The organism is Streptomyces mayteni, assembly GCF_054783955.1.
In genome coordinates, this window is record NZ_BAAGPR010000097.1 from 1 (window position 1) to 23,951 (window position 23,951).

At 74.3% G+C, this 23,951-nt stretch carries 22 protein-coding genes; 13 read left to right on the top strand and 9 right to left on the bottom strand.

Features of this window, described 5'->3' with window-relative positions:
• Positions 1-164 precede the first annotated feature (164 nt).
• Both ACYVPE_RS30785 and ACYVPE_RS30790 read left to right on the top strand, forming a co-directional pair.
• Positions 165-968: a carbohydrate ABC transporter permease gene (locus ACYVPE_RS30785; RefSeq protein WP_461037044.1), complete on the top strand. Its 804-nt coding sequence runs from the start codon at positions 165-167 to the stop codon at positions 966-968.
• A 36-nt stretch (positions 969-1,004) separates the two neighbouring features.
• Positions 1,005-3,401, top strand: coding sequence for a CBM35 domain-containing protein (locus tag ACYVPE_RS30790; RefSeq protein WP_461037045.1), 2,397 nt, complete (start codon positions 1,005-1,007; stop codon positions 3,399-3,401).
• A gap of 18 nt (positions 3,402-3,419) precedes the next feature.
• Here the strand turns inward: ACYVPE_RS30790 and ACYVPE_RS30795 are convergent, their stop codons facing one another.
• Together ACYVPE_RS30795 and ACYVPE_RS30800 are read right to left on the bottom strand one after the other, a co-directional pair.
• Positions 3,420-3,812, bottom strand: coding sequence for an SMI1/KNR4 family protein (locus ACYVPE_RS30795; protein WP_461037046.1), 393 nt, complete (start codon positions 3,810-3,812; stop codon positions 3,420-3,422).
• A gap of 5 nt (positions 3,813-3,817) precedes the next feature.
• Positions 3,818-4,369: an RHS repeat-associated core domain-containing protein gene (locus tag ACYVPE_RS30800; protein WP_461037047.1), complete on the bottom strand. Its 552-nt coding sequence runs from the start codon at positions 4,367-4,369 to the stop codon at positions 3,818-3,820.
• Between ACYVPE_RS30800 and ACYVPE_RS30805 the strand changes: the two genes are divergently transcribed.
• Positions 4,359-4,709: a hypothetical protein gene (locus ACYVPE_RS30805; protein WP_461037048.1), complete on the top strand. Its 351-nt coding sequence runs from the start codon at positions 4,359-4,361 to the stop codon at positions 4,707-4,709. The two genes, ACYVPE_RS30800 and ACYVPE_RS30805, sit on opposite strands and share 11 nt — an antisense overlap.
• Positions 4,710-4,782: 73 nt before the next feature.
• On the opposite strand, the gene ACYVPE_RS30810 is transcribed toward ACYVPE_RS30805, so the two are convergent.
• Entirely contained in the window at positions 4,783-5,400 is a 618-nt protein-coding gene (locus tag ACYVPE_RS30810) for a hypothetical protein (RefSeq protein WP_461037049.1), read from the bottom strand.
• Positions 5,397-9,950 (bottom strand): DUF6531 domain-containing protein, encoded by a 4,554-nt coding sequence (locus ACYVPE_RS30815; RefSeq protein WP_461037050.1) that lies wholly within the window; start codon positions 9,948-9,950, stop codon positions 5,397-5,399. Before ACYVPE_RS30815 ends, ACYVPE_RS30810 begins: the two co-directional genes overlap by 4 nt.
• A gap of 240 nt (positions 9,951-10,190) precedes the next feature.
• On the opposite strand from ACYVPE_RS30815, the gene ACYVPE_RS30820 reads away from it, so the two are divergent.
• The 8 genes from ACYVPE_RS30820 to ACYVPE_RS30855 all read left to right on the top strand — a co-directional run bounded on the left by ACYVPE_RS30820 (position 10,191) and on the right by ACYVPE_RS30855 (position 17,220).
• The gene (locus ACYVPE_RS30820) at positions 10,191-11,495 is read left to right on the top strand and encodes a polysaccharide deacetylase family protein (protein WP_461037051.1); all 1,305 of its coding nucleotides are present in this window, start codon (positions 10,191-10,193) and stop codon (positions 11,493-11,495) included.
• A 110-nt stretch (positions 11,496-11,605) separates the two neighbouring features.
• Positions 11,606-12,088 carry an RNA polymerase sigma factor gene (locus ACYVPE_RS30825; RefSeq protein ID WP_461037052.1) on the top strand — a complete coding sequence of 161 codons (483 nt, stop codon included), beginning with the start codon at positions 11,606-11,608 and terminating at the stop codon, positions 12,086-12,088.
• Positions 12,072-12,872: a DUF4232 domain-containing protein gene (locus ACYVPE_RS30830; protein ID WP_461037053.1), complete on the top strand. Its 801-nt coding sequence runs from the start codon at positions 12,072-12,074 to the stop codon at positions 12,870-12,872. Before ACYVPE_RS30825 ends, ACYVPE_RS30830 begins: the two co-directional genes overlap by 17 nt.
• A gap of 125 nt (positions 12,873-12,997) precedes the next feature.
• Positions 12,998-13,219: a hypothetical protein gene (locus tag ACYVPE_RS30835; RefSeq protein WP_461037054.1), complete on the top strand. Its 222-nt coding sequence runs from the start codon at positions 12,998-13,000 to the stop codon at positions 13,217-13,219.
• Between the two features lie 87 nt (positions 13,220-13,306).
• Positions 13,307-14,329, top strand: coding sequence for a pyridoxal-phosphate dependent enzyme (locus ACYVPE_RS30840; RefSeq protein WP_461037055.1), 1,023 nt, complete (start codon positions 13,307-13,309; stop codon positions 14,327-14,329).
• Positions 14,330-14,399: 70 nt separating this feature from the next.
• Positions 14,400-14,846 (top strand): ester cyclase, encoded by a 447-nt coding sequence (locus ACYVPE_RS30845; protein ID WP_461037056.1) that lies wholly within the window; start codon positions 14,400-14,402, stop codon positions 14,844-14,846.
• Between the two features lie 56 nt (positions 14,847-14,902).
• A complete protein-coding gene (locus tag ACYVPE_RS30850; protein ID WP_461037057.1) occupies positions 14,903-16,105 on the top strand; it encodes an MFS transporter in 1,203 nt (400 codons plus the stop codon).
• A 230-nt stretch (positions 16,106-16,335) separates the two neighbouring features.
• A complete protein-coding gene (locus ACYVPE_RS30855) occupies positions 16,336-17,220 on the top strand; it encodes a hypothetical protein (RefSeq protein WP_461037058.1) in 885 nt (294 codons plus the stop codon).
• Positions 17,221-17,252: 32 nt separating this feature from the next.
• Here ACYVPE_RS30855 and ACYVPE_RS30860 read toward each other — a convergent pair whose 3' ends face one another.
• From ACYVPE_RS30860 to ACYVPE_RS30880, 5 genes are all read right to left on the bottom strand, one after another.
• Positions 17,253-17,918, bottom strand: coding sequence for a response regulator (locus tag ACYVPE_RS30860; protein ID WP_461037059.1), 666 nt, complete (start codon positions 17,916-17,918; stop codon positions 17,253-17,255).
• Complete coding sequence (locus ACYVPE_RS30865) at positions 17,915-19,108, bottom strand: sensor histidine kinase (RefSeq protein ID WP_461037060.1); 1,194 nt, start codon at positions 19,106-19,108, stop codon at positions 17,915-17,917. Before ACYVPE_RS30865 ends, ACYVPE_RS30860 begins: the two co-directional genes overlap by 4 nt.
• Positions 19,109-19,154: 46 nt before the next feature.
• Entirely contained in the window at positions 19,155-19,727 is a 573-nt protein-coding gene (locus ACYVPE_RS30870) for a hypothetical protein (protein ID WP_461037061.1), read from the bottom strand.
• Between the two features lie 96 nt (positions 19,728-19,823).
• The gene (locus tag ACYVPE_RS30875; RefSeq protein ID WP_461037062.1) at positions 19,824-20,933 is read right to left on the bottom strand and encodes a FecCD family ABC transporter permease; all 1,110 of its coding nucleotides are present in this window, start codon (positions 20,931-20,933) and stop codon (positions 19,824-19,826) included.
• Positions 20,930-21,997, bottom strand: a complete 1,068-nt coding sequence (locus tag ACYVPE_RS30880; RefSeq protein WP_461037072.1) for a FecCD family ABC transporter permease — start codon at positions 21,995-21,997, stop codon at positions 20,930-20,932. Before ACYVPE_RS30880 ends, ACYVPE_RS30875 begins: the two co-directional genes overlap by 4 nt.
• 196 nt (positions 21,998-22,193) lie before the next feature.
• Here ACYVPE_RS30880 and ACYVPE_RS30885 point away from each other — a divergent pair, with 196 nt between their 5' ends.
• Positions 22,194-23,072, top strand: a complete 879-nt coding sequence (locus tag ACYVPE_RS30885; protein ID WP_461037063.1) for an ABC transporter substrate-binding protein — start codon at positions 22,194-22,196, stop codon at positions 23,070-23,072.
• A 14-nt stretch (positions 23,073-23,086) separates the two neighbouring features.
• Complete coding sequence (locus ACYVPE_RS30890) at positions 23,087-23,926, top strand: ABC transporter ATP-binding protein (RefSeq protein WP_461037064.1); 840 nt, start codon at positions 23,087-23,089, stop codon at positions 23,924-23,926.
• The last annotated feature ends 25 nt before the right edge of the window (positions 23,927-23,951 follow it).

Consider the following 23,951-nt stretch of genomic DNA (forward strand, 5'->3'; position numbering starts at 1 on the left):
GGCCGGCCGTGGCCCCCGGCCGCAGGGACCGTACGCCTCGCCGGAGGCGCCCCGCGCCCCGCCGGAGGCGGGGCGTGACGGCGGGGCGGCGGACCGGGCGAGCCGCCCGGCACGGTGCGGCCCAGGACGGCGGGAAGGCCCGCCCGGCCAGGGTTTGGCGGTGGGTGCGGCCCGTCGTGGTCGTCGTGCTGGCGGCGGTCGCCGTCGGGGTGCCGTTGTGGCTGGTGTTGGTCACCTCGGCGAAGCCGCAGGCGGAGGCCGTCAGGCCCAATCTCGATCCGCCGGATGCCTGGCAGCCGGGGCGGAACTACGCCGACGCGCTCAGCGAGGGGGAGATGCTGCGCGGGCTGGTCAACAGCCTGCTGGTGATCGTGCCGGCCGTGCTGCTCGTGTTGGTGCTCGGCGCCGGCGCCGCCTGGGTGTTCGCACGGCGGCGCGGCCGGCTGGTGGCGGCCGCCTACGCGGTCTGCGTCAGCGGGCTGCTGCTCCCGCCCGCGATCATCACCATCGTGCTGCAACTGCGCCAACTCGGCCTCGCCGGCACCAGGCCCGGGATGATCGCCGTGTACACGGCCATGTACCTGTCCACGTCGATCTTCTTCATGACCGGTTTCATCCGGTCCATCCCCCACGAGTTGGAGGAGGCCGCCAGGATCGACGGCGCCGGGCCGCTGCGCGTCTTCGTCCGCGTCGTCCTGCCGCTGCTTCGGCCGGTGATCGCCACCGCCACCATCATGGTGATGCTCTACGCCTGGAGCGACGTCTTCTACGCCTTCTTCGTGCTCGGCGGCGGCGACGCCGCCACCCTGCCCATCAACCTCTACCAGGTCGCCAGCGCGCAGCTCTACCTCAACAACTGGCATCTCATCTTCGCCTACGTGGTGTTGATGAGCCTGCCGATGATCGCCGTGTTCCTGGTCGCCCAGCGGCGGATCGTCTCCGGCATCACCAGCGGAGCCGTCAAGTAGCGGGCCCGGCCCGTCGTCCCGGAAGGAACCACCCGCATGCCCAGGATCAGCGTCGACCTCGGAGCGCCCGAGGGCGCCGTCCTGCACGGTGCCAACGGCGCCCTCTACGGCCTGAGCGACGACGGCGTGCCAGGCGACGCCGTGCTCGCCCCGCTCCGGCTCTCCGGCATCACCCAGAAGCCGGAGGGCGGCCGGCAGCACCCCAACGGCGACGCCCTCACCGTCGCGGAGTCCTTCCTCCGCAACGGCGGCCGCGACGTCTACGTGATGATGCAGGACGTCTACGCGCACTGGCCCTACGAGGACCTCGGCCTGGCCGACTACCTCGGCCGGGTCGACGACATCACCCGCCGGGTCGCCGAACACCCGCGCGCCGACGCGTTCGTGCTGGTGCCGTTCAACGAGCCCGACCAGATCTGGTACCACCTCGACACCCCCGACGCCGCCCGCTACGCCGAGAACCGCGACCGCTTCCTCGCCGACTGGACCACCGTCCACCGCCGGATCCGCGCCCTCGCGCCCGGCATCAGGATCGCCGGACCCAACGAGGCCCGCTACGACCGTCGTTTCCTCCCCGAGTTCTACGCCCACGCCCGCGACCACGGCGTGCTGCCCGACGTCACCACCTGGCACGAGCTGTCCGCGTCCTCGCTCCGCGACTTCCCTGGCAACCACGCCCACTACCGGGCGCTGGAACGGGAGTTGGGGATCGGCCCGCTGCCGGTCGACATCGACGAGTACGGCAACCGCCGCGACCTCTCGGTGCCGGGACAGCTCGTCCAGTGGGTCGCCATGTTCGAGCGCGCCAAGGTCCGGGCCCAGCAGGCCTACTGGGACATGGCAGGCAACCTCGACGGCAACGTCGTCGACACCAACACCCCCAACGGCGGCTGGTGGTTCTTCCGCTGGTACGCCTCGATGTCCGGCGACACCTGCCGCGTCACCCCGCCGACCCCCGACGCCGTCGACACCCTCCAGGGGCTCGCCTCGCTCGACCCCGCGCGGCGCCAGGCGCACGCCCTGGTCGGCGGCGCGGACGGCGACGCCGACGTCGTCTTCCGCTCGGTGCCGTCCGCCGTCTTCGGCACGGCCGTCGCCTACACCGTCGCCGAGGCCACCTGGTCGGGCTACGAGGGCGCGCACCCCGCGCCCGCCGTGCTGGCCGGCGCGATCGCCCCGATCACCGCGGCCGGCACCGTCACCGTCCCGCTGCGCGGCATGGACCGGATGTCGGCCTACCGGATCGTCCTCACCCCGGCCGGCTCCGGTACTCCCGACCGGCCCACGGTGCCCTGGCGCGCCTCGCACGAGGCGGAGGACGCCGCCGTCACCGCCGGCCGGATCCGCACCCTGGGCACGGTCGGGAACGACAACGGCTACGCCGCCTCCGGCACCCGCGACGTCGCCGAGCTCGACCGGCCGGAGAGCCGCGTCGCGTTCGCCGTCTCCGTGCCCGCCACCGGCGACCACGACATCGCCGTCCACTACGGCAACCAGTCGGGCGGGCCGGCCCGTTGGACGCTCGCCGTGGACGACGGCGCGCCGGCCGCCGCCGACTTCCCCGCCACCCTCAACGACGCCTACCGCGGCGTCCTGACCCTCCGGCGCCACCTGACCGCCGGCGACCACACCCTGACCCTGGCCCGCGAGACCGGCGCGCTCGCCCTGGACCGGATCGTCCTCTCGCAGGCCGCCACCCCGCAGGCCCGCTACCCGGCCACCCTCGCGGAAGCCCTCGGCAACCCCCGCCACGAGTACGGCAGTTCGGCCGGTACCGGCACCGGCGCGCTGGTACTGGGCGAGGCCGACGGCATCGTCTTCGACGTCTTCGCGCCGTGCGACGCCTACTACACGCTGACCGCCCGGCACATCGGCGGCCCGCTCGCCCTGGAACTGCACGGCGCCACGCTCACCGCGGCCCCCGACCGGCCGCTGCGGGTCCTCCTCCAGGCCGGGAACAACCGGATCACCGCCACCGGCCGCGCCGCCGTGCGCTCCCTCGACGTGGCCGGGGAAGGCGACACCGCGGGTATCGCCAGCTACGCGGCGGGCGCGGCCGCCCTCACCGGCCAGGCCAGGCACGTCGGCGGCCGCCTCGGCTGGCTCGGCGGCCCCGACACCGAGGCGCGCTGGACGGTCGACGCGCCGCGCGCCGGCCGGCACCTGCTGTTCCTGCACTACGCCAACGACGACCGCGGCCCGGGCGACCACGACTACAACGCCGACGTGATCTCCCGCACCGCGGACCTCCGCGTCGACGGGGGACCGCCTCGCCGGCTGACGTTCCGCACCACCTACTCGTGGTCCGACTTCCGGTCCCTGGCCGTCCCGGTGACGCTGCGGCGCGGCGCCAACACCCTCGCCCTCAGCAACCCCGCCGGCTTCGCGCCCGACCTGGCGGCCGTCCTGCTGGGGCACGTACTCGGCGACTGAGAACCGGCACCGGGACGCTCACCCCGGACAGAGCCGGTCGATCAACTCCCCGACGTTCGCGGCGACCTGCCGCCAGCGGAAGTCCCCCGGGCCCCCCAGGTAGAGCACTCGGGGGTCGTCGGGGGACGTCCGGTAGTCCAGCACGAACGGCATGTCGGGGCCCAGGTCGCCGATCACGATCGTCCGCGCCGTGTCGATCCCCGCCACCTGGTCCGCTGGCAGCGCCTGCCACGAGGTGTTCTGCCTGACCAGCATGGCCCTGCCGTAGAACTCGGGCTGTTCCGGAGCCTCGCCGAACACCTCGGCGAGCACCCGGTCGTCCCGTGGCGGGACCCACCGCCCCGACCTGATCAGCTCGGTGAGGGGCGGCGGGACGACCAGCCCGCCGATCCGCAGGGTCCGCTTCCACATGCCCCTCACAGTACGGTGCGCCCGGTGAGGTCCTGGATGGCCTGGGTGATCTCGGGCCTGAGGTGCTGGGGGGCGGCGCGGTCGCCGAAGTTGCGCCTGTTGACGCTCGCCGAGTTCCACCGCATCTCGATGCCGTTGCGCCTGATGATGGCGACGAAGCCCACCGCCTCCGAGGAGTCGCCGAACAGGTCCCGGTTGATCTGCCCGTGCCCGCCGAAGCGGTCGACCAGGGCGCGGGGGCCACTGCTCAGCCGCGCCTCCAACTGGCGGGTGGCCGGGTTGTAGACGCCGGAGAAGCCGTGGCCCTCCTCGATGTGGTGCGGCCGCCTGAAGAGCCGCCGCCAGAAGCTGGGTTGCAGCGAGGTGGCGGCCTGGTTGTGCCGCCCGGAGAACCGGCTGCCGAAGATCCGCAGGTCGTGGGCCGCCAGGCCGAGCGGGTCCGCGAAGGTGTGCGGGTTGGCGACGTAGGTGTAGGGGTTGGGCTGCGGGGTGAGGCCCACGGTGTCGAGGACGCGGGAGATCTCCCGGCCCACCGGTGAGCTGTTGATGTCGGCCACGGACGTCGAACTCCCCGGCGTGCTGCCGCTGATCGTCGAGCGGCACCACATCTCCTCCTGCCAGGCACCCCGTCGAACTCGGTGCGGAACACGTCCGCCGAGAGGCCGGCCCAGTCGAGCACGGCCCGGTCGTCCGCCATGCCACGGACCCGGCCGAGTGCCTCGCCGACGTCGTCCGCGAACGTCTGTAACTCGTCGGCCAGTAATCGAACTTCGTCGGGATCACCCGGCGTCGGATCCGAGTCCGTGTCGACCGGGCTCCAGTCGGACGGACGTGTCACGTTCCCTCCCAGCAAAGCTGACGGGCTCTCTGCCACAACCGGCGTCGGTACGACAATAGTTCGCATCGCAACGAGTTGGGCGGTGGCGACACGACCGGTGGGTGAGACGTGTGCGGCGTCACCTGGGCGGGGTCACAGCCACATCGGGTCGCGGTGCGGCACCAGCGCCGGGTCCTCCGACCAGACGAGCCGCGCCTCCAGATCGGCGCCCACCACCTCGCCAAGGCGCCGGGTGGCCCAGCCGTTCCAGTAGACGGCGGTCGGGTACTGCGGGATCCGGAACGCCGGCAGCTCGGCCGGCAGCGCCTCGGGCCGGAACACCGCCTGCTTGACATGCCCGGTGACCCGCTTCGGCTTCGAGGAGTGCCGGGCGTCCAGGCAGTCCACGACGGGCTCCACGAGGAGCAGCTGGTAGGCGCCGGGCTCCGCGCCCTCGACGCGCACCGGCAGCAGCTCGCCGGCCGCCGCGAGCCGGTCCGCGCCGAGCGCCGCGATCAGCGGTGGGGTGAGGATCGGGGCGCCCGGATAGCCGGAGGGGAAGCCGGCCGCCGGCCAGTCGGGGTCGCCGCCCCACTCGGCCCCGAAGCCGGTGGGGCGTTCGGTCGGCTTGCCGGTGATCTGCCAGCGCTTGAGCCTGACCAGCGAGTGGTCCAGGGACAGCGTGCGGATCTCGCGCAGCGCGGGCAGCGGCCGGTAGACGGCGCGGGAGGTGTGGGGGGCGTGGGAGGTGTGGGGGGCGTCCGAGGTCATGGCGCCGTCCAGTATGCGTTGGCCGACGGCCGGCCGGTGCGCAGTTCCCACTGGATCTCCCGGCCGATGACGCGCAGCTCGGCGCGGAGCGCGCGGCGGATGGCCCGCTGCCCGAAACCGCGGGCCACCCGGTCCGCGACCAGGTCGGAGAGGTGGGTGCCGAGGCGCTGCAGGTAGACGTCGCGGTGCGTGAAGTTGTGCGGGCGCGGATGGCCGAGCGGGATGCCGTTGGCGGCGTCGTTGATGTTGATCCGGTACTGCCGCAGCAGCGCCCGGGTGTTGGCGGCGCCCCCGCGCCTGGTGCCGGACGGCACGATGTGCGCCGCGGACTGCCCGGGACGGGGCCCGCGCCCCTCGAACCGCATGTTGCGCCGGAGCAGCCTGGCGTTCTGGGCACAGGTCAGCAGTCCGAGGTAGTCGAGCCAGAGCAGCGGGTTGACGACGTAGGCGTGCGGGTCGGGCCCGGCGTCCAGGCCGAGCGGGTCGGGGGAGAGGTAGCGGGCGGCCGCCGGGTCGTAGTGCCGGAAGCAGTTGTAGTGGAGCTCGGTCTCCGGGTCGAAGTACTGGCCGGGGAAGCGCAGCGGGGTGTCCGTGGTGGCGCCCTCGGGCCGGGCGCGGGTCAGGCCCCAGAGGGTGGCGTCGGCGCGCCACGCCGTCTCGCCGTTCTCGTCGACGAGTTCGGTGGGGGTGCCGATCAGGTCGCTGACGATGGCGTAGAACCGCTGGTCGACGACGCCCTGCGGCGCGTCGGCCGCGGTGCGGCGCTCGGTCTGGGCGAGCGGCACCGTGTCGTCGCGCTCCCAGGTGAGGGTGGTCTCGCCCGGCACGCCGGTGACGACCGTGGTCTGTTCGACCAGGTGCGGGCCGTCCCAGGTGAAGCGGGTCTCCTCGGCGACGAACTCCCCGTCGGCCACGGACTCCCTGTCGGCCGCGAGCCGCTGCTTGGCGACCCGGCGGCCGAGCGGGTCGTAGCGGTAGCGCCAGCGGGTGCCGTCGGGGGTGGTGACGGCGGTCAGCCGGTCCTCGGCGTCCCACTCGTAGCGCCAGACCTCGGGCTTGCGGGAGAGCCGGGTGCGGCGCCGCACCACCACCCGGCCGGCCGCGTCGAACATGTAGCGGACGGCGCCGGCGCGGGTCAGCCGGTTGCCGGTGTAGGCACGCTCGCCCCTGGCCTCGGCCGCCGGCCGCCGCGCCGGCCAGTCGGCGCTGGTCGGGTTGCCGGCCGCGTCGTAGGCGTAGGACTCGCGCCAGCCCCCGGCCTCGACGCCGGTGACGCGGCCCGCGCCGTCCAGCGTGAAGGTGCGGCGGCCGCCCGCCGGTTGGTCGAGCGCGGTCGGCAGGCCGTCGGCGCGGTACTCGTAGTCGCGCCGCCAGGCCGGCTCGGCGCCGCCCGGCACGGTGAGCGACAGCCGGCTGAGCCGGCCCGCCGGGTCGTGGGTGAGGCCGAGGAGCGCGCCGGCGGCGCCGAGCCGGCGGCTGATCTCCTGGCCCGCGGCGTCGTAGCCGGACGTCAGGGTGTGGCCGGCCGCGGTGAGCGCGGTGCGCCGCCCGGCCCGGTCGTAGGCGTACTCGGTGGTGGCGCCGGCCGGGGTGGTGCGGCGGACGGGGCGGCCCACGGCGTCGTAGCCGGTGGTGAGGGCGCGGCCGTCGACCGCCTCCGCGGTGACCCGCCCGAGCCGGTCGTAGCCCACGGTGAGCACGGCGTCGGGCCCGGTGGCCCGCAGCAGCCGGCCCGCCGGGTCGTTGGCGAAGTCGGTGGTGACGCCGTCCACCGTCTTGGCGATCCGGAATCCGGCGGCGTCATAGGTGAACTCCACCGTCTGACCGAGGGCGTTGACCCGGCGCAGCGGTCGGCCGAGCGGGTCGTGCGCATAGCGGACGACCCGCCCGTCGTAGTCGGTCTCGGTGGTCGGCCGGCCGGCCGCGTCGTAGGCGTACTCCCAGGTCAGGCCCCTGGGGTCGGTGACGCCCGTGAGGCGCAGCTCGGTGTCGTAGCGGTAGGCGTGGTGCGCGCCGTCCGGCGTGGTGCGGGCGGTGAGCTGGTCGAAGTGGGTGTAGGCGAGGCGGGTGACCTGGCCGAGCGGGTCGGTGTGGGTGAGGCAGTTGCCCTCGCCGTCGTACGTCCAGGACTCGGTGGCGCCGTCCGGCTCCGTCCTGGTGGCCGGCAGGCCCTCCACCGTCCAGGTGACCCGGGTGATCCCGCCGAGGGGGTTGGTGACGGTGGCGGCGTTGCCGAACGCGTCGTAGCCGTAGCGGGTCGTGGCGCCCACCGGATCGACGGCCGAGGTCGGCTGCCCGGCCCGGTTGTTGCCGAAGTGCCAGCCGGCGCCCGCCGCGTCGGTGAGCTCGGTGAGGGCGCCGAACGCGTCGTAGGCGAAGCGGGTGACCGCGCCCTCCGGGTCGGTCAGCCGCACGCAGTTGCCGCGCTCGTCCCACTCCTGGAGCCAGACCGCGCCGTCGTGGTCGGTCAGCTCGAACGGCAGGCCGTGCTCGGTGAAGCCGGCCGACGACTCGGTGCCGTTGGGGAGGCGGACCCGGGTGAGGTCGCCCTCGACGCTCCACTCCAGGTGGGTGGTGTGCCCGAGCGGGTCGGTGAGGGAGGTGAGCCGGTCGTAGCGGTCCCAGGCGCGGTGGGTGGTGTGGCCGAGCGGGTCGGTCTCGGCGACCAGTTGGTAGCTGTCGTTGAACTCGTAGACGGTGGTGTGGCCCAGGGAGTCGGTGAACCGGGTGCGGTACGCCTCGGCGTCGTAGTCGATGACGCTGCCGAGGAAGCCGCCGGCGCCCTCGGTGGCGACGCACCGGCCGGCCGCGTCGTACTCGTACCGGTACCAGGTGCCGTTCCTGTCCTCCCAGCCGGCCAGCCGGTGCCGCTCGTCGTGGCGCAGCAGCTGCGGCTGCCCTGACGAGTCGCGGATCTCGGCCAGGTCGCCGCGCTCGTCGTAGCCGTAGCGCAGCAGCGTCGGCGCCTCGGGGTCGTTGAGCAGCCGGAGTTCGGTGATCCGGCTCCCGGCGGTGGTGACGCCGATGTGGTAGCCGCCGTCGTGCACGATGTCGTGCGGGGCGCCGCCCCGGTCGTAGCCGATCCGGATCCGGTTGCCGTTCCGGTCGCCGAGCGCGACCAGCGGCAGTTCGGCTCCCGGCCGGCCGGGCACCGGCGCGAAGTACAGGGTGTGGCCGGTGTCGCGCCGCTGCACGGCGATCGGCGTGTCCGGCTCGCCGTTCCAGGTCAGCGCCCAGCGCGGGCCCTCGACGGGCAGTATCGCCTCGCCCGGGATCGGCCGCGGGTAGTCGAGGACCATGCCGTCCTCGGTGACCAGCCGGGCGCCGCCCGAGTCGAGCAGCAGCCGCTGGTCGAGCGTCGAGGCCCAGGACGGCCCGAACCAGGTGCCCTCGCGGAGGCCGCTGCGGTGGTGGCGGCGGAGCACCAGTGGCAGTACGCCGGGGAGTTCGACGTCGACGGCGTCCATCACGAGTTCGCCGGTGGCCATGTCGACCGGGTCCGTCCGACAGACCAGGGTGTCGCCGCCCCGCCCCATCCGCCGGATGCCCTGGCCGAGGCCGCGCAGTCCCTGCCGCAGCCCGTGCAGCCCGGTGCTGGCCAGCGAACGGATCCCCCTGGCGAGCCCGCCGAGGGTGGTGAGGCCGCGCATGCCGGGGACGCACTCCAGCGCGGCGAACGCCACGTCGAGCAGTGACGCCTCGCCGCGCGCGAACTTGATGAGGGTGTCGGCGAGGACGACGACGGCGGCGGCGAGCACGATCAGGGCGAGCGGGCCGCCGATGATCATGGCGATGACGCCGAGCACGGCCACCACGACCTTGCAGATGGCGACGAGGGTGTCCCAGGCGTCCGAGACCCAGCGGACCAGGTTCTCCCACCAGCTGCGGTTCTGGATGCCGGCGTCGGACGCCTCGTCGATGCCCTGGGCGCACTCCCGGGCCGCGTCCTCGCGCAACTCCCGGGCCTCGCGGGCCAGTTGGCGGGCCGCGTCCAGGCTGCCCGACGCCTCGTCGACCCGGCCCTGGGCCGCGCCCGCGGCCTCCCGGGCCGCGCCGGCGTCCCGGGCCGCCGCCCGGACCTCCGCCTCGTCGGGCGGCTCGACGCCCTCCCGCTCGCCCGCCTCCTGCAGCCTGGTCGACTCGGCCGCCGCCCGCTCGACCCAGCCCTCCGCGTCCGACAACCCGCCCTGGGCCGACGCCAGATCGGCCTGCGCGGCGATCGCGCGCTCCAGCGCCCGGTCGGCCATGCCCTGCGCGCTCTCCAGCCGCGGCCAGTAATCCCGCAGCGCCCGCGCCGCCAGGTCGTAGGAGGTCTGGAGCTTCTCCAGGTTGCCAGGCACCCCGTCGAACTCGGCCCGGAACGCGTCGGCCGAGCGCCCCGCCCACTCCAGCACGGCCCGGTCGTCCGCCATCGCGCGGATCCGGCCCAACGCCTCGCCCACGTCGTCCGCGAACGCCTGGAGGCCGTCCGCCAGCTCCCTGACCTCCTCGGGGTCGCCCGGCGTCGGATCGGAGTCCAGGTCGACCGGACTCCAGTCGGAAGGCCGCATCGCAGACCGCACCCCCACCGCCGCACGCACCTGATCTCCGCCGCCCCGACGGAGCGTCATCAACGCTAGGGCGACGCCCAGGGGCGGACAACGGAGCGTTTGATCGCGCGCCCGGCGCGCTGTTGCACGGCTGTGACAACCGGGGCGCCCGTGAACCAGTCCACCAGATGTCGGCGATCCAAGCCGCCGCCCGTACGACCCAGCCCGTAAGCCCGTACGACTCACAGAGAGCGAGCCGCCGTGAGCCCTCACGACCGCCAGCACCCCAGCGCCAGGCACGCCGAGAGCCGCCTGACCCGCCGCGGCCTCCTCGGCTTCGGCGCCGCCGCGCTGCTCGGCGCCGGCGTCTACTCCGCCGTCGCCAGCCCCGCCAAGTCCCTGGGCGCCGCGGAGCCCGTGCCGTGCGGCGACACGCTCCCCATGTGCGGTCCCGACCCGGGCCAGGGACCCAGCGTCGACAACCCGAGACTGATCGGCGACGGCTCCACCGCCGACACCGGCCCCCAGCCCCACCAGCCGGACCCCGCACGCCCGTTGGAGGCCGGCGAACGCCCCCCGCAGTTCGTCGTCGTCTCCTGGGACGGCGCCGCCGCCCTCGACGACGGCCTCTTCCCGCGCTTCCGCGAGCTCGCCGGCGAACTCGGCGCCGCCATGACCTTCTTCCTCTCCGCCCTCTACCTGCTCCCCGAAGCCCAGCAGGAGCGCTACCTACCGCCCCGCAACGCGCCGGGCGCCTCCGACATCGGCTACCTCACCGACGCCCACATCCGCGACACCCTCCAGCAGTTGCGCGCGGCCTGGCTCGAAGGCCACGAGATCGGCACCCACTTCAACGGCCACTTCCTCGCCGGCGACGGCTCGGTGGGCAACTGGACGGCCGACGACTGGCGCGACGAGATAGCCCAGGCCAAGGCGTTCGTCACCGAGTGGCGCACCAACACCGGCTTCGACGACCTCGACCCGCTGCCCTTCGACTACGAGACCGAGCTGATCGGCGGCCGCACCCCAGGGCTGCTCGGCCAGGAGAACCTGCTGCCCGTCGCCGCCGAACTCGGCTGGCGCTACGACGCCAGCTCGCCCGGCGGGCTCCAGGTCTGGCCGGAACGCCGCGAGGGCCTGTGGGACTTCCCGCTCCAGACGCTGCCGTTCCCCGGCCACGGCTTCGAGGTCCTCTCCATGGACTACAGCATGCTGGCCAACCAGTCGGGCGACACCACCCAGGGCGACCCGGCCCAGTTCGAGACCTGGCGGCAGCAGGCCACCGGGGCATTCCTCGGCGGATTCGAACGGGCCTACACTTCGAACCGGGCGCCGCTCTTCGTCGGCAACCATTTCGAACAGTGGAACGGCGGCATCTACATGGACGCCGTCGAGGACTCGCTGCGCGAGATGGCCACCTACGACGAGGTGCGCTTCGTCTCGTTCCGCCAGCTGTGCGACTGGCTGGACGCGCAGTCCGAGCAGGTGCTGACCAACCTGCGGACCCTGGGCGTCGGCCAGGCACCGACCGGCGGCTGGGAGACGGTGGTGACCGCCGCCGGCTGACCTCGGCGGCACACGACGGTGCCGGCGAGCAACGGCCGAACGAACGAGCAACCGGACGAGCGGCGGAACGAACGGCGGAACGAACGTAGTGAGCGTCGAGTGAGTGTCGAGTGAGCGGGGACCAGGAGGCCGAGGCGCTGTTCGAAGCGGTCTACCCGCGGCTCGCCGGCTGGTGCCGCGGCCTGGTGGACGGCGACGAGGTCGCCCACGACATCGCCTCCGAGGCGTTCACCCGCCTCTGGTCCCGGTGGACGACCGTGGACAACCCCGAGTCCTACCTGTTCGGCATCGCCGCCAACCTGGTCAAGGACCACTGGCGGCACCGCGACCGGGAACGCCACGCCACCCGCCGCCTCGACCCGCGCGAGGAGCACTCGCCCGCCGCCGACCAGGGGGTCGACGTGCGCGCCCTCGTCGAGTCGCTGCCCGACCGACTCCGCGTGCCCGTGCTGCTCCACTACTACGCCGGCCTGCCCGTCGACGAGATCGCCACCGCGCTGCGCCGCCGGCCGGGCACCGTCAAGAGCGACCTCCACAAGGCCCGACAACGACTGCGGACCGCCCTGAGGGGACTCCATGACCTCACCACATGAACCGCCCGCCGCCCCGGGCGGCGACCAGGAACCGGCCGACATCGCCCACGCCTTCGCCGCCCCCACCCGCCGACTCGCCCCGCCGCCCGGCCAGTTCCACGCCGTCCGCCGCCGCGCCGTGGCCCGCAGGCGCCGCCGGCTGCTCGCCGTGAGCACCGCCACCGTCGCCTGCCTCGCCGGCGCCGGCCTCACCGCGGCCGTGCTGGTACCCGACGGCGGCTCCGGCGGCGACCGGGCGCTGGCCGCCGAGCGCCCGAGCGGCAGCACCCTGCCCGGCCAGTCGACAGGACCCACCTCGCCGAGCCAGGCGCCGGGCACCACGCACCCCGACGGCGGCCGCGACACCCCGCCGCTCTGCGAGTCCGAGCGACTCGACCCCGCCGTCGCCGCCACCGAGGGCGCCGCCGGCTCGACGTACCTGACGCTCACCCTCACCAACGTCGGCGACGCGACCTGCGCCATGACCGGCTACCCAGGCGTCTCGCTGGTCGCCGGCGACGCGGGCGACCAGCTCGGCAGCCCCGCCGAGCGCGACCCGTCCGCCGGCGACCCGGTGCGCGTCGAACTCGCCCCCGGCGCCGCCGCGACCGCCGAGCTGCGGGTCACCCAGGCCATGAACCACCCAGCGGACGAGTGCGGCCCGGTGGCCGCCCGCGGCCTGCGGATCTACCCGCCCGACCAGCGGTCCGCCCTCTTCGTGGCCCACGAGGGGCTCACCGGCTGCACCGCCGCGGACGTCGGCCTGCTGACCGTCTCCGCCGTCCGGCCAGCCGACACCGGCTGACGGCTCCACTCGGCGAACTCCTCCTCCGCCGTTGGGGGCAACCCCGCATGTCGGGCACCGGACACGCCCCGCGGATCATGCAGATTGCAGGGAGTCCCAAACGCCCCTCTCCGGGAGGAATGCTCGTGCGTATCCGTTCCGCGCTGGCCGTCGCCGCCATCACCGCCTCGATCTTCGGCTCCGCCGCCATCACCACCACGGCCTCCGCCGACGCCGTCGTCGCCCTCGACTTCACCCGCTTCGACTTCTGCAACGTGTACGGCCAGACGTGGGCGGACATCGTCGCCAACCGAGGCACCGAGAAGAACTACACCGCCTGTTCCTTCAACGTGATCAAGCCTCACTGAGCGCCCTCCCGGCGCCCCCGGCCCCGCCCGGCCCCCGGCCGCGCGGGGCCGGCCCGCGTCCGGGGCCCCGATCTACCATGTGACGCCATGTGGTCATCCCAGGCGATACGGAGCCTCCGCGCCGACGCCGCTCCGACGTCCCCCACCCCGCTGCGGTCCGTCCCACTCCCCGGCCTCCCGGGCGTCGACGTCCACCTCAAGGACGAGTCCGCGCTCCCCGCCGGTGGCCTCAAGTACCGCCAGGCGCACGCGATGATCCACCACGCCGTCACCACCGGCGCCGTCGGCCCCGGCACGCCGCTCGTCGCCGCCACCGGCGGCGCCTTCGCCGTCGCCGCCGCCCACCTCGCCACGCTGCTCGACCTCCCCCTCACCGCCCTGGTCCCGGCGAGGACCCCGCCGGCGCTCCGGGCCCGGGTCGAGGCGGCCGGCGGCCGCTGCCGGTCGGCCGAGGGCCCGCCGGCCGGCATCCAGCGGGAGGGCCGCGAACTCGCCGACCGCCTCGGCGGTCACCTCCTCGACCACTTCACCGACGCGGCCCCCGCCCTCGCGGCCTTCCCCTGGCCGACCGTCGCCGACGAGATCCGGGCCCAACTCGGCGCGCCCGGCTGGCTGGTCACCGGCGCCGCCACCGGTGCCACCGCGGCCACCCTCGCCCGCCTCCGTGGCCCCGGCACCCGCCTCGCCGTCGCCGACCCCGAGAACTCCGCCTACTTCCCCGGCTGGGCGAGCGACTGCGCCGACTACGGCACCGGCCTGCCGTCCCGCGTCCCCGGCATCGGCCGGCCCCGCGTCGAACCCGGCTTTCCGCTCGCCGAAGTCGACCTCGTCATCCCCGTGCCCGACGCCGCGGGACTCGCCGCCCTCCGCTGGCTCCACACCACCGCCGGCATCCCCGCGGGCCCCGCCACCGGCACCACCCTCTGGGCCGCCTGCCACCTTGCCGCCCGCCTCCACCGGGCCGGCACCCGGGGCAGCGTCGTCGCCGTCATGGGCGACACCGCCGCCGAACCCACCTGGCCCGCCGCCGCCACCCTCGACCCCACCCCCTGGGAACCACTCCTCGACCGCCTCGCCGCGGCGGGGGAGTGGACCTGGGGCGGGAACTGACGGCGGGCATGTCACATCCGGGGGCCCTGCGACGTCGTAGAGGTATGACGACGACGGCGAAGGAGCCCTCATGACGACCTCCCAGGCGGCGAGCAACCGGGCCATGCTCAACCGCTTGCACCACACCGTGAACAGCGGCGACCTGACGGCCATCAAGGAGATGATCGACGAGGTCATCGCCCCCGACGTGCTGTTCCACGCCCCCGTGCCCATGCGCGAGACCGGCCCGCGGGCACTCGCGCAGGTGTGGGAGACGCTGCTCCGCGCCTTCCCCGACCTCCAGGTCAGGGTGGAGGACGTGATCGCCGAGGGCGACCGGGTCGCCATCCGGAACACGGTCTCCGGCACCCACCGGGGCGAGTACCGGGGCCTGCCGCCCACCGGCCGCACGGTCAGCTACGGCGAGATGTTCGTCTTCCGCTTCGTCGACGGCCGGGTCGCCGAGATCTGGGGGGTGGTCGACGTCCTCGCCCAACTCCGCCAGCTCGGGGCGCTTCCCGACGGGCCCGCCGCCTGACCGGGAAACCCCGTTGACACCGGCGCGCGCGTGACGGCGCCGGCTGGGCGATACCCGTGGCGCTGGCCGTCGACGCGGTCGGCACCGGGCTCTATCTCCCGCTCTCCATGGTCTACTTCCTCACCGTCACGGACCTGTCGGAGGCCGGCGTCGGCCTGTTGCTGACGGCCGCCACCGCCTGCTCGCTCCTGCTGCCGCTGCTCGTCGGGCGGATCGTGGACCGGGTCGGGCCGCGACCCCTGGTGATCGCCGGGCAGTTGACGCAGGCCGCCGGGTTCCTCCTGTACCTGGAGGTCTCGGGGCCGGTGTCGCTGCTCCTCGCGGCGCTGGTCGAGTCGGTCGGGCTACGGATCAACTGGTCGTCGGTCTTCGCGCTGATCTCCGCGCAGGCGGAGGGCGAGGCCAGGGACGAGTGGTTCGCCAGGGCCGGCATGATCAGGGCGGCCGGCACCGGCGCCGGCACCGTGCTCACCGGCGTTCTGCTGGCGCTCGCCTCGCAGGACGCGTACCGGGGGATGGTGCTGGCCAACGTGATCTCCTTCGTCCTCGCGGCGGCGACCGTCGCTCTGTTCGTCCGCGCCGGCCGCCGCCCGGCCGGCGAACCCGACGACCAACCAGCCGACGGCGTACGGCGGCTGCTGCGCGACCGGCCCTATCTGGCGCTGATCGGCGTGAACGTCCTCTTCAACATCTGCACGGTCTTCCTCGCCGTGGCGGTCCCGGTCTACGTGATCCGCGGGCTACAGGCGCCGGGTTGGGCAGTCGGCGTCTTCCTCACGATCACCACGGTGGCCGTGGCCACCGGCACCGCCACGGTCAGCCGCCGCGTCCGACGCCGCACTTCCCGGGGCGGCGCGATGGCCCTGGGCGGCGTGCTGTGGGCGGCCTGGTGCGCGGCCGCGGCGCTCGCGGTGCTGCTCCCGCCCGGCCCGCTGCTGGTCGGCTACCTGGCGCTCGCGATGCTGCTGTGGGGCGCCGCCGAGATGACCCACGGGCCGGCCGCCAACGCGCTCTCCGCCGACGTGGCGCCGGAGCGGACCCGAGGCACCTATCTGGCCGCGTTCCAGTACTCGTTCGCCGCGGCCGACATGGTGACACCCGCCCTCTTCGGCGTCCTGTACGGCGTGCACCGCGTGCTGCCCTGGGCGGTCGTCGGCTGCCTGGCCCTGACCGCGAGCCTGGCGATCCGCCCCCTCGAACGCCGCCTGACACAAGCGCGGGGGGTTCGTGGTGAGGGTGTTGTCAGTGGGTGTGCCTAGGATCTCGCTCACGCGGACCAGCTGACCGGTCCGGCGGGCGTCGGTGACGCCCGCCGCGGCGCTGGCGCGTGTCCTCATCGTTCCGTGCCGTGCTGCCGAGTCGTGCGCGGACGAGGGGAGTCAGCGCATCGACAGAGGGGAAGAGCGGCGTGCGGACAGGCTGGAACGAGGATTACCGGGGTGCGCCCGACGGGTGGCGAAGACGGGAGGGGCGGCCGTGGGCCGGGTGGGTGGCCGGGGCCGTCACGCTGGTGGTGGCCGTGCTCGCCGTGCGGCCCTCGCTGCTGACGGACCGACTCCCGGGCCTGGGGGGCGGGGAGCCGGCGGCCGTGGCGACGCTGCCGGTGGAGACGGAGCGGCCGGCGGCCCCGCCGCCTGAGGAGTCGCTGCCTGACCGGCCTACCGTCGACGACCCGTTCGCCGGGTCGCCGGCGCGGGAGTGGGCGGAGGGCGCGGACGGCATCGAGATGCCGGCGGCCGAGCCGGTCGGCCTCATCTCCGAGGAGCGGATGGCCGAAGCCCTCGGCCTGGCCAGGGAGTTCCTGATCGGGACCAACCTCGACCCCGAGGTGCTGGCCGGGGCGGTGCCCGAGGAGGGGCTCGCCGTTCTCGACCCGGGTTCCGACGACATCGCCGACTACGTGGCGCGGTCGTTGGACGAGCCCAGCCAGGAGTACGACGCGACGACCCTGTTCACCCGGTTCCACGACGATCACGCGACGGTGCTCGACGGCGTCGTGAAGGTGCGGGGGCGCACGGAGGTCACCGAGTTCGGGGACGGCAGCGCCATGCTGAACCTGGACTACACCTTCGTCTACCCGCTGATATCCACCGACGGCACGGAGGAGGTGACGCGGGCCGTGGTGCGGCGCGTGATCGACTTCCAGGTGCTCGACCACGAGCGGTGGCAGAGCACGCCCGGCACGCTGTGGCTCTACGAGTGGTCCGTCGACCTGGGCAACGACGACTGCGCGGTCACCGACGGGTTCCTCAACCCGCTCTTCGACTCGCAACTGCTCACCAACCCCGGGCCGACCGGCCCGGAGCGTGACCCCTACGACCGCAGCGAGGAGCTGACGGGCGACGGCGACTGCGGAGTGCTCTCCCGCATCTGAGCCGAGGCCGGTCCGAGGCCGGTCCAGGGATGTCAGGTCGTGAAGCCGCCCGGCGTGACCTGGCCGGTCTCGTAGGCGGCGATCACGGCCTGGACGCGGTCGCGGAGCCCCAGCTTGGTGAGCACGTTGCTGACGTGCGTCTTCACGGTGTGCTCGCTCACCACCAGCGCCGCGGCGATCTCACCGTTGGTCAGGCCGCGGCCGAGCAGCCGCAGGGTCTCGCGTTCGCGGGCGGTGAGCGGGGTCAGCAGTTCGGTGCGGGGCGGCGGAAGGGCGGCGCCCGAGGTGAAGGCGGCGATCAGGGCGCGGGTGACGGAGGGGGCGAGCAGGGACTCGCCGGCCACCACGGCCCGGACGGCGTGCACCAGGTCGTCGCGCCGCACGTCCTTGAGGAGGAAGCCGCTCGCGCCGGCGCGGAGCGCGGCGAAGAGGTAGTCGTCCTGGCCGTAGGTGGTCAGCATGATGACCCGGCTGTCGGTCTCGGCGCAGATGATCCGGGCCGCCTCCAGGCCGTCCATGCCCGGCATCCGGATGTCGAGGAGGACGACGTCGGGGCGGTGCGCGCGGGCGGCGCCGACCGCCTCGAAGCCGTTGCCTGCCTCGGCGACGACCTCGATGTCCGGCTGCGCGGTCAGGATCATGGCGAAGCCGGCTCGGACCAACTCCTGGTCGTCGGCGACCACCACCCGGATGGTCATGCGGGCACCGCCACCGTGTCCGCCACCGGGTCCGGTGCCGGCAGCGGGAGGAGCGCTCGCACCTCGAAGCCGGGTCGGCCGTCCGCCCGCGGGCCGGCCGTCGCCGTGCCACCGCAGGCGGCGGCCCGCTCCCGGACGCCGATCAGGCCGTTGCCGCCGGAGTTCAGGCCGGCGCCGGCCACGGAGACGCCGTCGTCCAGGACGCGGAGCTCCAGGCCCTCTTCGCGCCAGCGCAGCCGCACCTCGGCCCGGCTCGCGCGGGCGTGCTTGACGACGTTGGTCAGCGCCTCCTGGACGATCCGGTAGGCGGCCACCCCGCAGTCGGCGGGCACCGCGCCACGCGGCTCGCCCTCGACGTCGAACCGCACGTCGAGGCCGGTCGACGCGACCTGCCCGGCCAGCGCCGGCAGGTCGTGGACGGTCGGTCGCGGCCCGCGCTCGCCGTCCGGCTCGCGGAGCACGGCCAGCATCCGCCGCAGCTGGTCGAGGGCGTCCCGGCCGGTGCCGGCGATCGCCCCGAACGCCGCCTCGGCGCGGGCCGGTTCGCTGTCCAGCACCACCGGGCCCGCCTCGGCCTGGACGATCATGAGGCTGATCGAGTGCGCGAGGACGTCGTGCATGTCCCGCGCGATCCTGGCGCGTTCGCGCTCGGCCGCGCGCTCCTCGTGCGCCTGGCGCTCACGCTCCAGGCGCAGGGCGCGTTCCGCGAGCATGGTGGTCTGGGCGTGGGCGCCGGCCGAGGCGCGGCCGAGCGCGTACGCGGCGACGTACAGCACGATGCCGCGGGTCGCGGTGTCCGGCGAGCCGACGGTGAGCAGTCCGGCCCCGCACATCGCCGCGAAGATCGCCAGCCGCACCCGCGGCGACGCGGTGGCCGCCACCCCGTGCAGGGCGATCAGGACGCCGTACCACAGTGGTTGGGGCGCGAGCGGTGCCACCAGGTCGTAGAGGCTGGAGAAGCCCCCGCAGACCAGCAGCACCGCCACGGGCGAGCGGCGGCGGAGCACGAGGGGAAGCGAGGCGCCGACCGTGACGACGTAGCCCCACCAGTGCCAGGGCCGCCCGGTGTCGCTGTGTGTGAACAGCAGCGGCGCGGTCTGGGCGACGGCGACCAGGACGGCGAGTCCCGCGTCCGACCAGCGGGAGTCGAGCGAGCGGCGGAGCCGGGGAAAGGCGGGCAGAGCGGACACGGACGTGGATTCTCCCACCTGGGGGCGGACGCGGACGCGGGCGGGCTCAGACGCTGGCGGGGGTGGGGGCGGGGCGCCGGGGGAGCGGGGCCAGGCCGAGGAGCAGCAACAGGCCGACGACCGGCAGCAGGTCCAGGTTCGTCGGCGCGACGCACACCGCGAGCGTCACGGCCGCCGCCCGCCACGCCGGGACGGCGCGGGCCGCCACGAGCCGCCACATGAGGACGACCAGGCCGAGGTAGAACAGCACGGGACCGGCCTCGTAGACGACGAGGTCGACCCCGGGCCGGTTGTGGAAGTCGGTGAACCTGGCCCGCATGTCGTCGTGGTCGGCGGCCAGCGCGCCGACGACCAGGTCGACGGAGATCTGGGCCAGGGAGCAGCCGATGCCGACCCACGCGACGACGGCGGTGACGGTGGCGAACCGGCCGTCGCCCGCCCGCCGCCTGAGCTCCCACAGCAGGGGCACGAAGAGGAGCAGGGCGGCGAGGAAGGCGAGATGTCCGGTGGTCCAGGCGAGGCCGGGGCCGCGCTCGCCGTCCAGGCCGTCGAGGAGACGGATGAGCCCGTAGGCGACGACCAGCAGCGGGGCGGTGACGAAGACGAAGGGTGAACGCATGCCGTCGATCATCACGACGCGGGCGGCGCCGGGCATCGCCGACGCGACCCATTCCGGGGCTCCCCCTGGCGGGGGAGGAGACCGCGGTGACCGGCGTCAGCGCGCGCCGTTCGCGCCCGCGCGGCGTGGAGCGCGGGTGAGGAGCCAGACGAGGTAGGCGCCGCCGACCGCCGCGGTGAGGAGGCCGACCGGGATCTGGAAGGGGCTCAGGAGGCGTTGCGCCAGCAGGTCGGCGACGGTGAGGAGCAGCGCTCCGACCGCCATCGAGGGGCCGAGCGCGATGCCGGGGGCCCGGCTCAGCCGGCCGGCCAACTGGGGGGCGGCCAGGGCCAGGAAGCCGATCGGACCGGCCGTCGCGATGGCCGCGCCGGCCAGGAAGACGCCGACCGCCAGCGCGGTGACGCGGGTCGCCGTGACGCCGAGGCCGATGCCGGCCGCCGCGTCGTCGCCGAGTTCCAGCGCGCGCAGCGAGCGGGCCAGGGCGAGCGTCACGGGGACGGCCAGGGCGAGCGCCAGGGCCAGCGGGACGACGGGGCGCCAGCCGATCGCGTTGAGGCTGCCGTACTGCCAGGCCTTGGCGGTCTCGGCGGCCTCGATCGGCGCCCGGCTGATGAGGTAGTCGTTGAGCGCGGCGAGCATCGCCCCGACGGCGATGCCGGAGAGCACGAGCCGGTCGCCGCCGAGCCCGCGGCGCAGTGTGAACAGCACCACGGTGACGGCGGCCAGGGCGCCGCCGGCGACGGTGCCGACCAGGATCGACTGGCTGCCGGCCGAGCCGACGACGAGGATCATCACGAGGCCGCCGCTGGCGGCGCCCGTGGTGAAGCCGACGATGTCCGGGCTGCCGAGCGGGTTGCGCGCCACGCTCTGGAAGACGGCGCCGCAGCCGCCCAGCGCGACGCCGACGAGCAGCGCGGCGACGGCGCGCGGCAGCCGCTGGTCGAGCACGATGAACCGGTCGGTGTCCGAGCCGCCGCCGAAGAACGTGGAGACGACGCCGCCCGGCGTGATCTCGTAGGCGCCGGTCAGCACCGTGAACGCGGCGACGAGCAGGGCGAGGGCGGCCGCCACGGCGACGGTGACCGCCGAGTGCCGGTGGACGAGGAGCGAGCGGTTCCCCGGCAGGCGGCAGCGGAGGTGGCCGGCCGGGACGAAGCCGCTCGGGGCGAAGCCGGTCGGGACGGAACGTCGGGTGGTGGTGGTCACGCGGTCCTCCGCGAGAGCAGGAGCGCGAGCAGCGCGGGCGCGCCGACGAAGGCGGTGACGATGCCGACCTCCAGCTCGCCAGGGCGGGCGACCACCCGTCCCACGATGTCGGCGGCGAGCAGCAGCGCCGGGCCGGCGAGCGCCGACAGCACGAGCAGCAGGCGTTGTTCGACGCCGACGAGCCGGCGCAGCACGTGCGGGACGACGAGCCCGACGAAGGCGATGGGACCGGCGGCCGCCGTGGCCGCGCCGCACAGCAGGGTGATCGAGGCGAAGGCGAGGGCCCGCACGAGCGGCAGCCGCGCGCCGAGCGCGGTGGCCTGCTCGTCGCCGAGCACCAGCGCGTTGAGGGCCGGCCCGGAGAGCAGTGCGAGCAGCAGGCCGACCGCCACGAAGGGCGCGATCCGGCCGACCACCTCGCCGCCGCGGTCGGCGACCGAGCCGATCACCCAGAACCGGTAGGAGCTGAAGGTGCTGGTGTGGAACATGGTGACGATGCCGGTGCAGGCGCCGAGGCTGGCGCTCAACGCCGCGCCCGCGAGCACGAGTCTGGCCTGGTCGCTCCGGTGGGTGCGGCGCACGCTGACCACGTAGACGAAGGCGGCGGTGAGGGCGGAGCCGAGCAGGGCGAACCAGACGTAGCGGTCGATGGTGGTCGCGCCGAAGAGCGTGATCGCGGTGACGACCGCCAGCGAGGCGCCCGAGTTGACCCCGAGCAGTCCAGGTTCCGCCAGTGGGTTGCGGGTGAGGGCCTGCATCAGGACGCCGGCCACGGCCAGCGCGCAGCCGACCACCAGCGCCAGCGCGGTGCGCGGCATCCGCAGTTCCCAGACGATGATCGAGGCGCGCGACTCGTCGCCCGGGTGGGTGAGACCCTGCCAGACGTCGCCGACCGTCAGCCCCCGCGCGCCGACGGTCAGGCTGGCCAGGCACAGCGCGGCGAGCAGGGCGAGCCCCACGGCGACGACGAGGGCGGTCCTTCGACGGCGGTGCGGGCGGCGGCCGGTGGGCACGACGTCCGCCCCCGGCGCGCTGGTCGGCGCCCGGAGGCCCGCCGTTTCCATGGTCACTTAGGTAAGGCTAAGCTCACCTCTCGTGATACGCAATTTCGTTCGATCTGCCACCCTTGGGGCGGCATCGCTCCTCACGGTGCTCGCCCTGTCCGGGTGCGGCTCCGAGACCTCCGCCGACCCCGCCGGTTCCCCGGAACCTGCCGGCGCGGCCTCGGGGGAGTCGGCCCGGTACACGACTCCCCGAACGATGCCCGAGGGCAAGGGCAGCGGCCAGCCGGACGGCGTCTTCCCGCGCACCGTCGCCCACTTCCAGGGCGAGACGACGCTGGAGGCCGAGCCCGAGCGGGTGGTCGTCATCTCCACCGGCCAGGCCGACGCGCTGCTCACGCTCGGCGTCGTCCCCGTCGGCTCGACTTCCGGCGACGGCGCGGAGATGATCCCGCCGTACCTGGCGGCCGCCTACCCGGAACAGGCCGACGCGCTCGCCGAGACCACATACGTGGGCGGCCGCGTCGAACCGGACATCGAGACCATCGCCAACCTCGAACCCGACCTGATCCTCATGAACAACGCGGGCAAGGAGGCCGAGACGCTGTACGCCGCCCTCAGCGCCGTGGCCCCCACCGTCGCCACCCAGGGCACCGGCCTCTACTGGAAGCAGGACCTCCTGCTGCTCGCCGACGCCCTCGGCCGCACCGAGCAGGCACAGTCCTGGCTGGACGACTACCACGCCGATGCCGCCGCCTTCGGCGAGACCGTCACCGACGACCCGACCGTGTCCTTCCTCCGCAGGAACGGCGACCGGATGCGGGTGTTCGGCGTCGCGTCGTTCAGCGGCTCCGTCGCCGAGGACAGCGGCCTCGCCCGCCCCGAGACCCAGCGGTTCACCGACGAGACCTCGGTGGACATCAGCAGCGAACGCCTCGACGAGGCCGACGGCGACTGGATCTTCTACGGCGTGCAGGGCGGCGACGAGAGCGAGATCACCTCCCAGTCGCTCTGGCCGACCCTCGCCGCGGTCGACGCCGGCCAGACGGTCTCCGTGGACGACGACGTCTTCTACCTCAACGTCGGCCCCACCGCTGCCCGCGGCATCCTGTCCGAACTCGAAGCCACCCTCGGCTGAGGCGGGGCACCGCCATGAACCGGGCGCTGGACCGGGCGCTGGACCGGGCGCTGGCCGCCGAGCGCGTCTCCCTGACCTACCCGGGGGCGAGCGGCCCCATCCTGACCGACCTGTCCGTGACCGTCGAGCCAGGCGCGATGACCGTCATCGTCGGCCCGAACGCCTGCGGCAAGTCGACGCTGCTCCGCGCCTACGGCCGGGTGCTCCGCCCCGACGCCGGCCAGGTCACCCTGGACGGGGCCAGGATCGGCGACCTCGCCCCCAAGGCGTTCGCCAGGAGGGTCGCCCTGCTGCCGCAGTCCGCGACCGCGCCCGACGACATCACCGCGGGCGACCTGGTCGCCCGCGGCCGCTTCCCGCACCAGGGCCTGCTGCGACAGTGGTCGGCCGAGGACGAGGCCGCCGTCACCCGGGCGTTGGAACGCACCGACACCATGGCCCTCGCCGACCGCGCCGTCGCCGAGCTCTCCGGCGGCCAGCGGCAGCGCGTCTGGATCGCCATGGCGCTGGCGCAGGAGACCGACATCCTGCTCCTCGACGAGCCGACCACCTATCTCGACCTCGCCCACCAGTTGGAGATCCTCGACCTCTGCCGGGAGCTGATCGACGACCACGGCAAGACCATCGTCGCGGTCCTGCACGACCTCAACCACGCCTGCCGCTACGCCGACCGCATCGTCGCGATGCGCGACGGCCGCGTCGTCGCCAACGGCAGCCCGGCGGAGACCATCACCGCCGAGCTGGTCCGCGACGTCTTCGGCGTCCCCTGCCGGATCATCCCCGACCCCGTCACCCATGCCCCGCTGGTCGTCCCCGAGGAGGCACGCCCCCGCCGCCGCCGGAATCCGGCGTAACCGCACATACGGGCGGGTCGGCGTG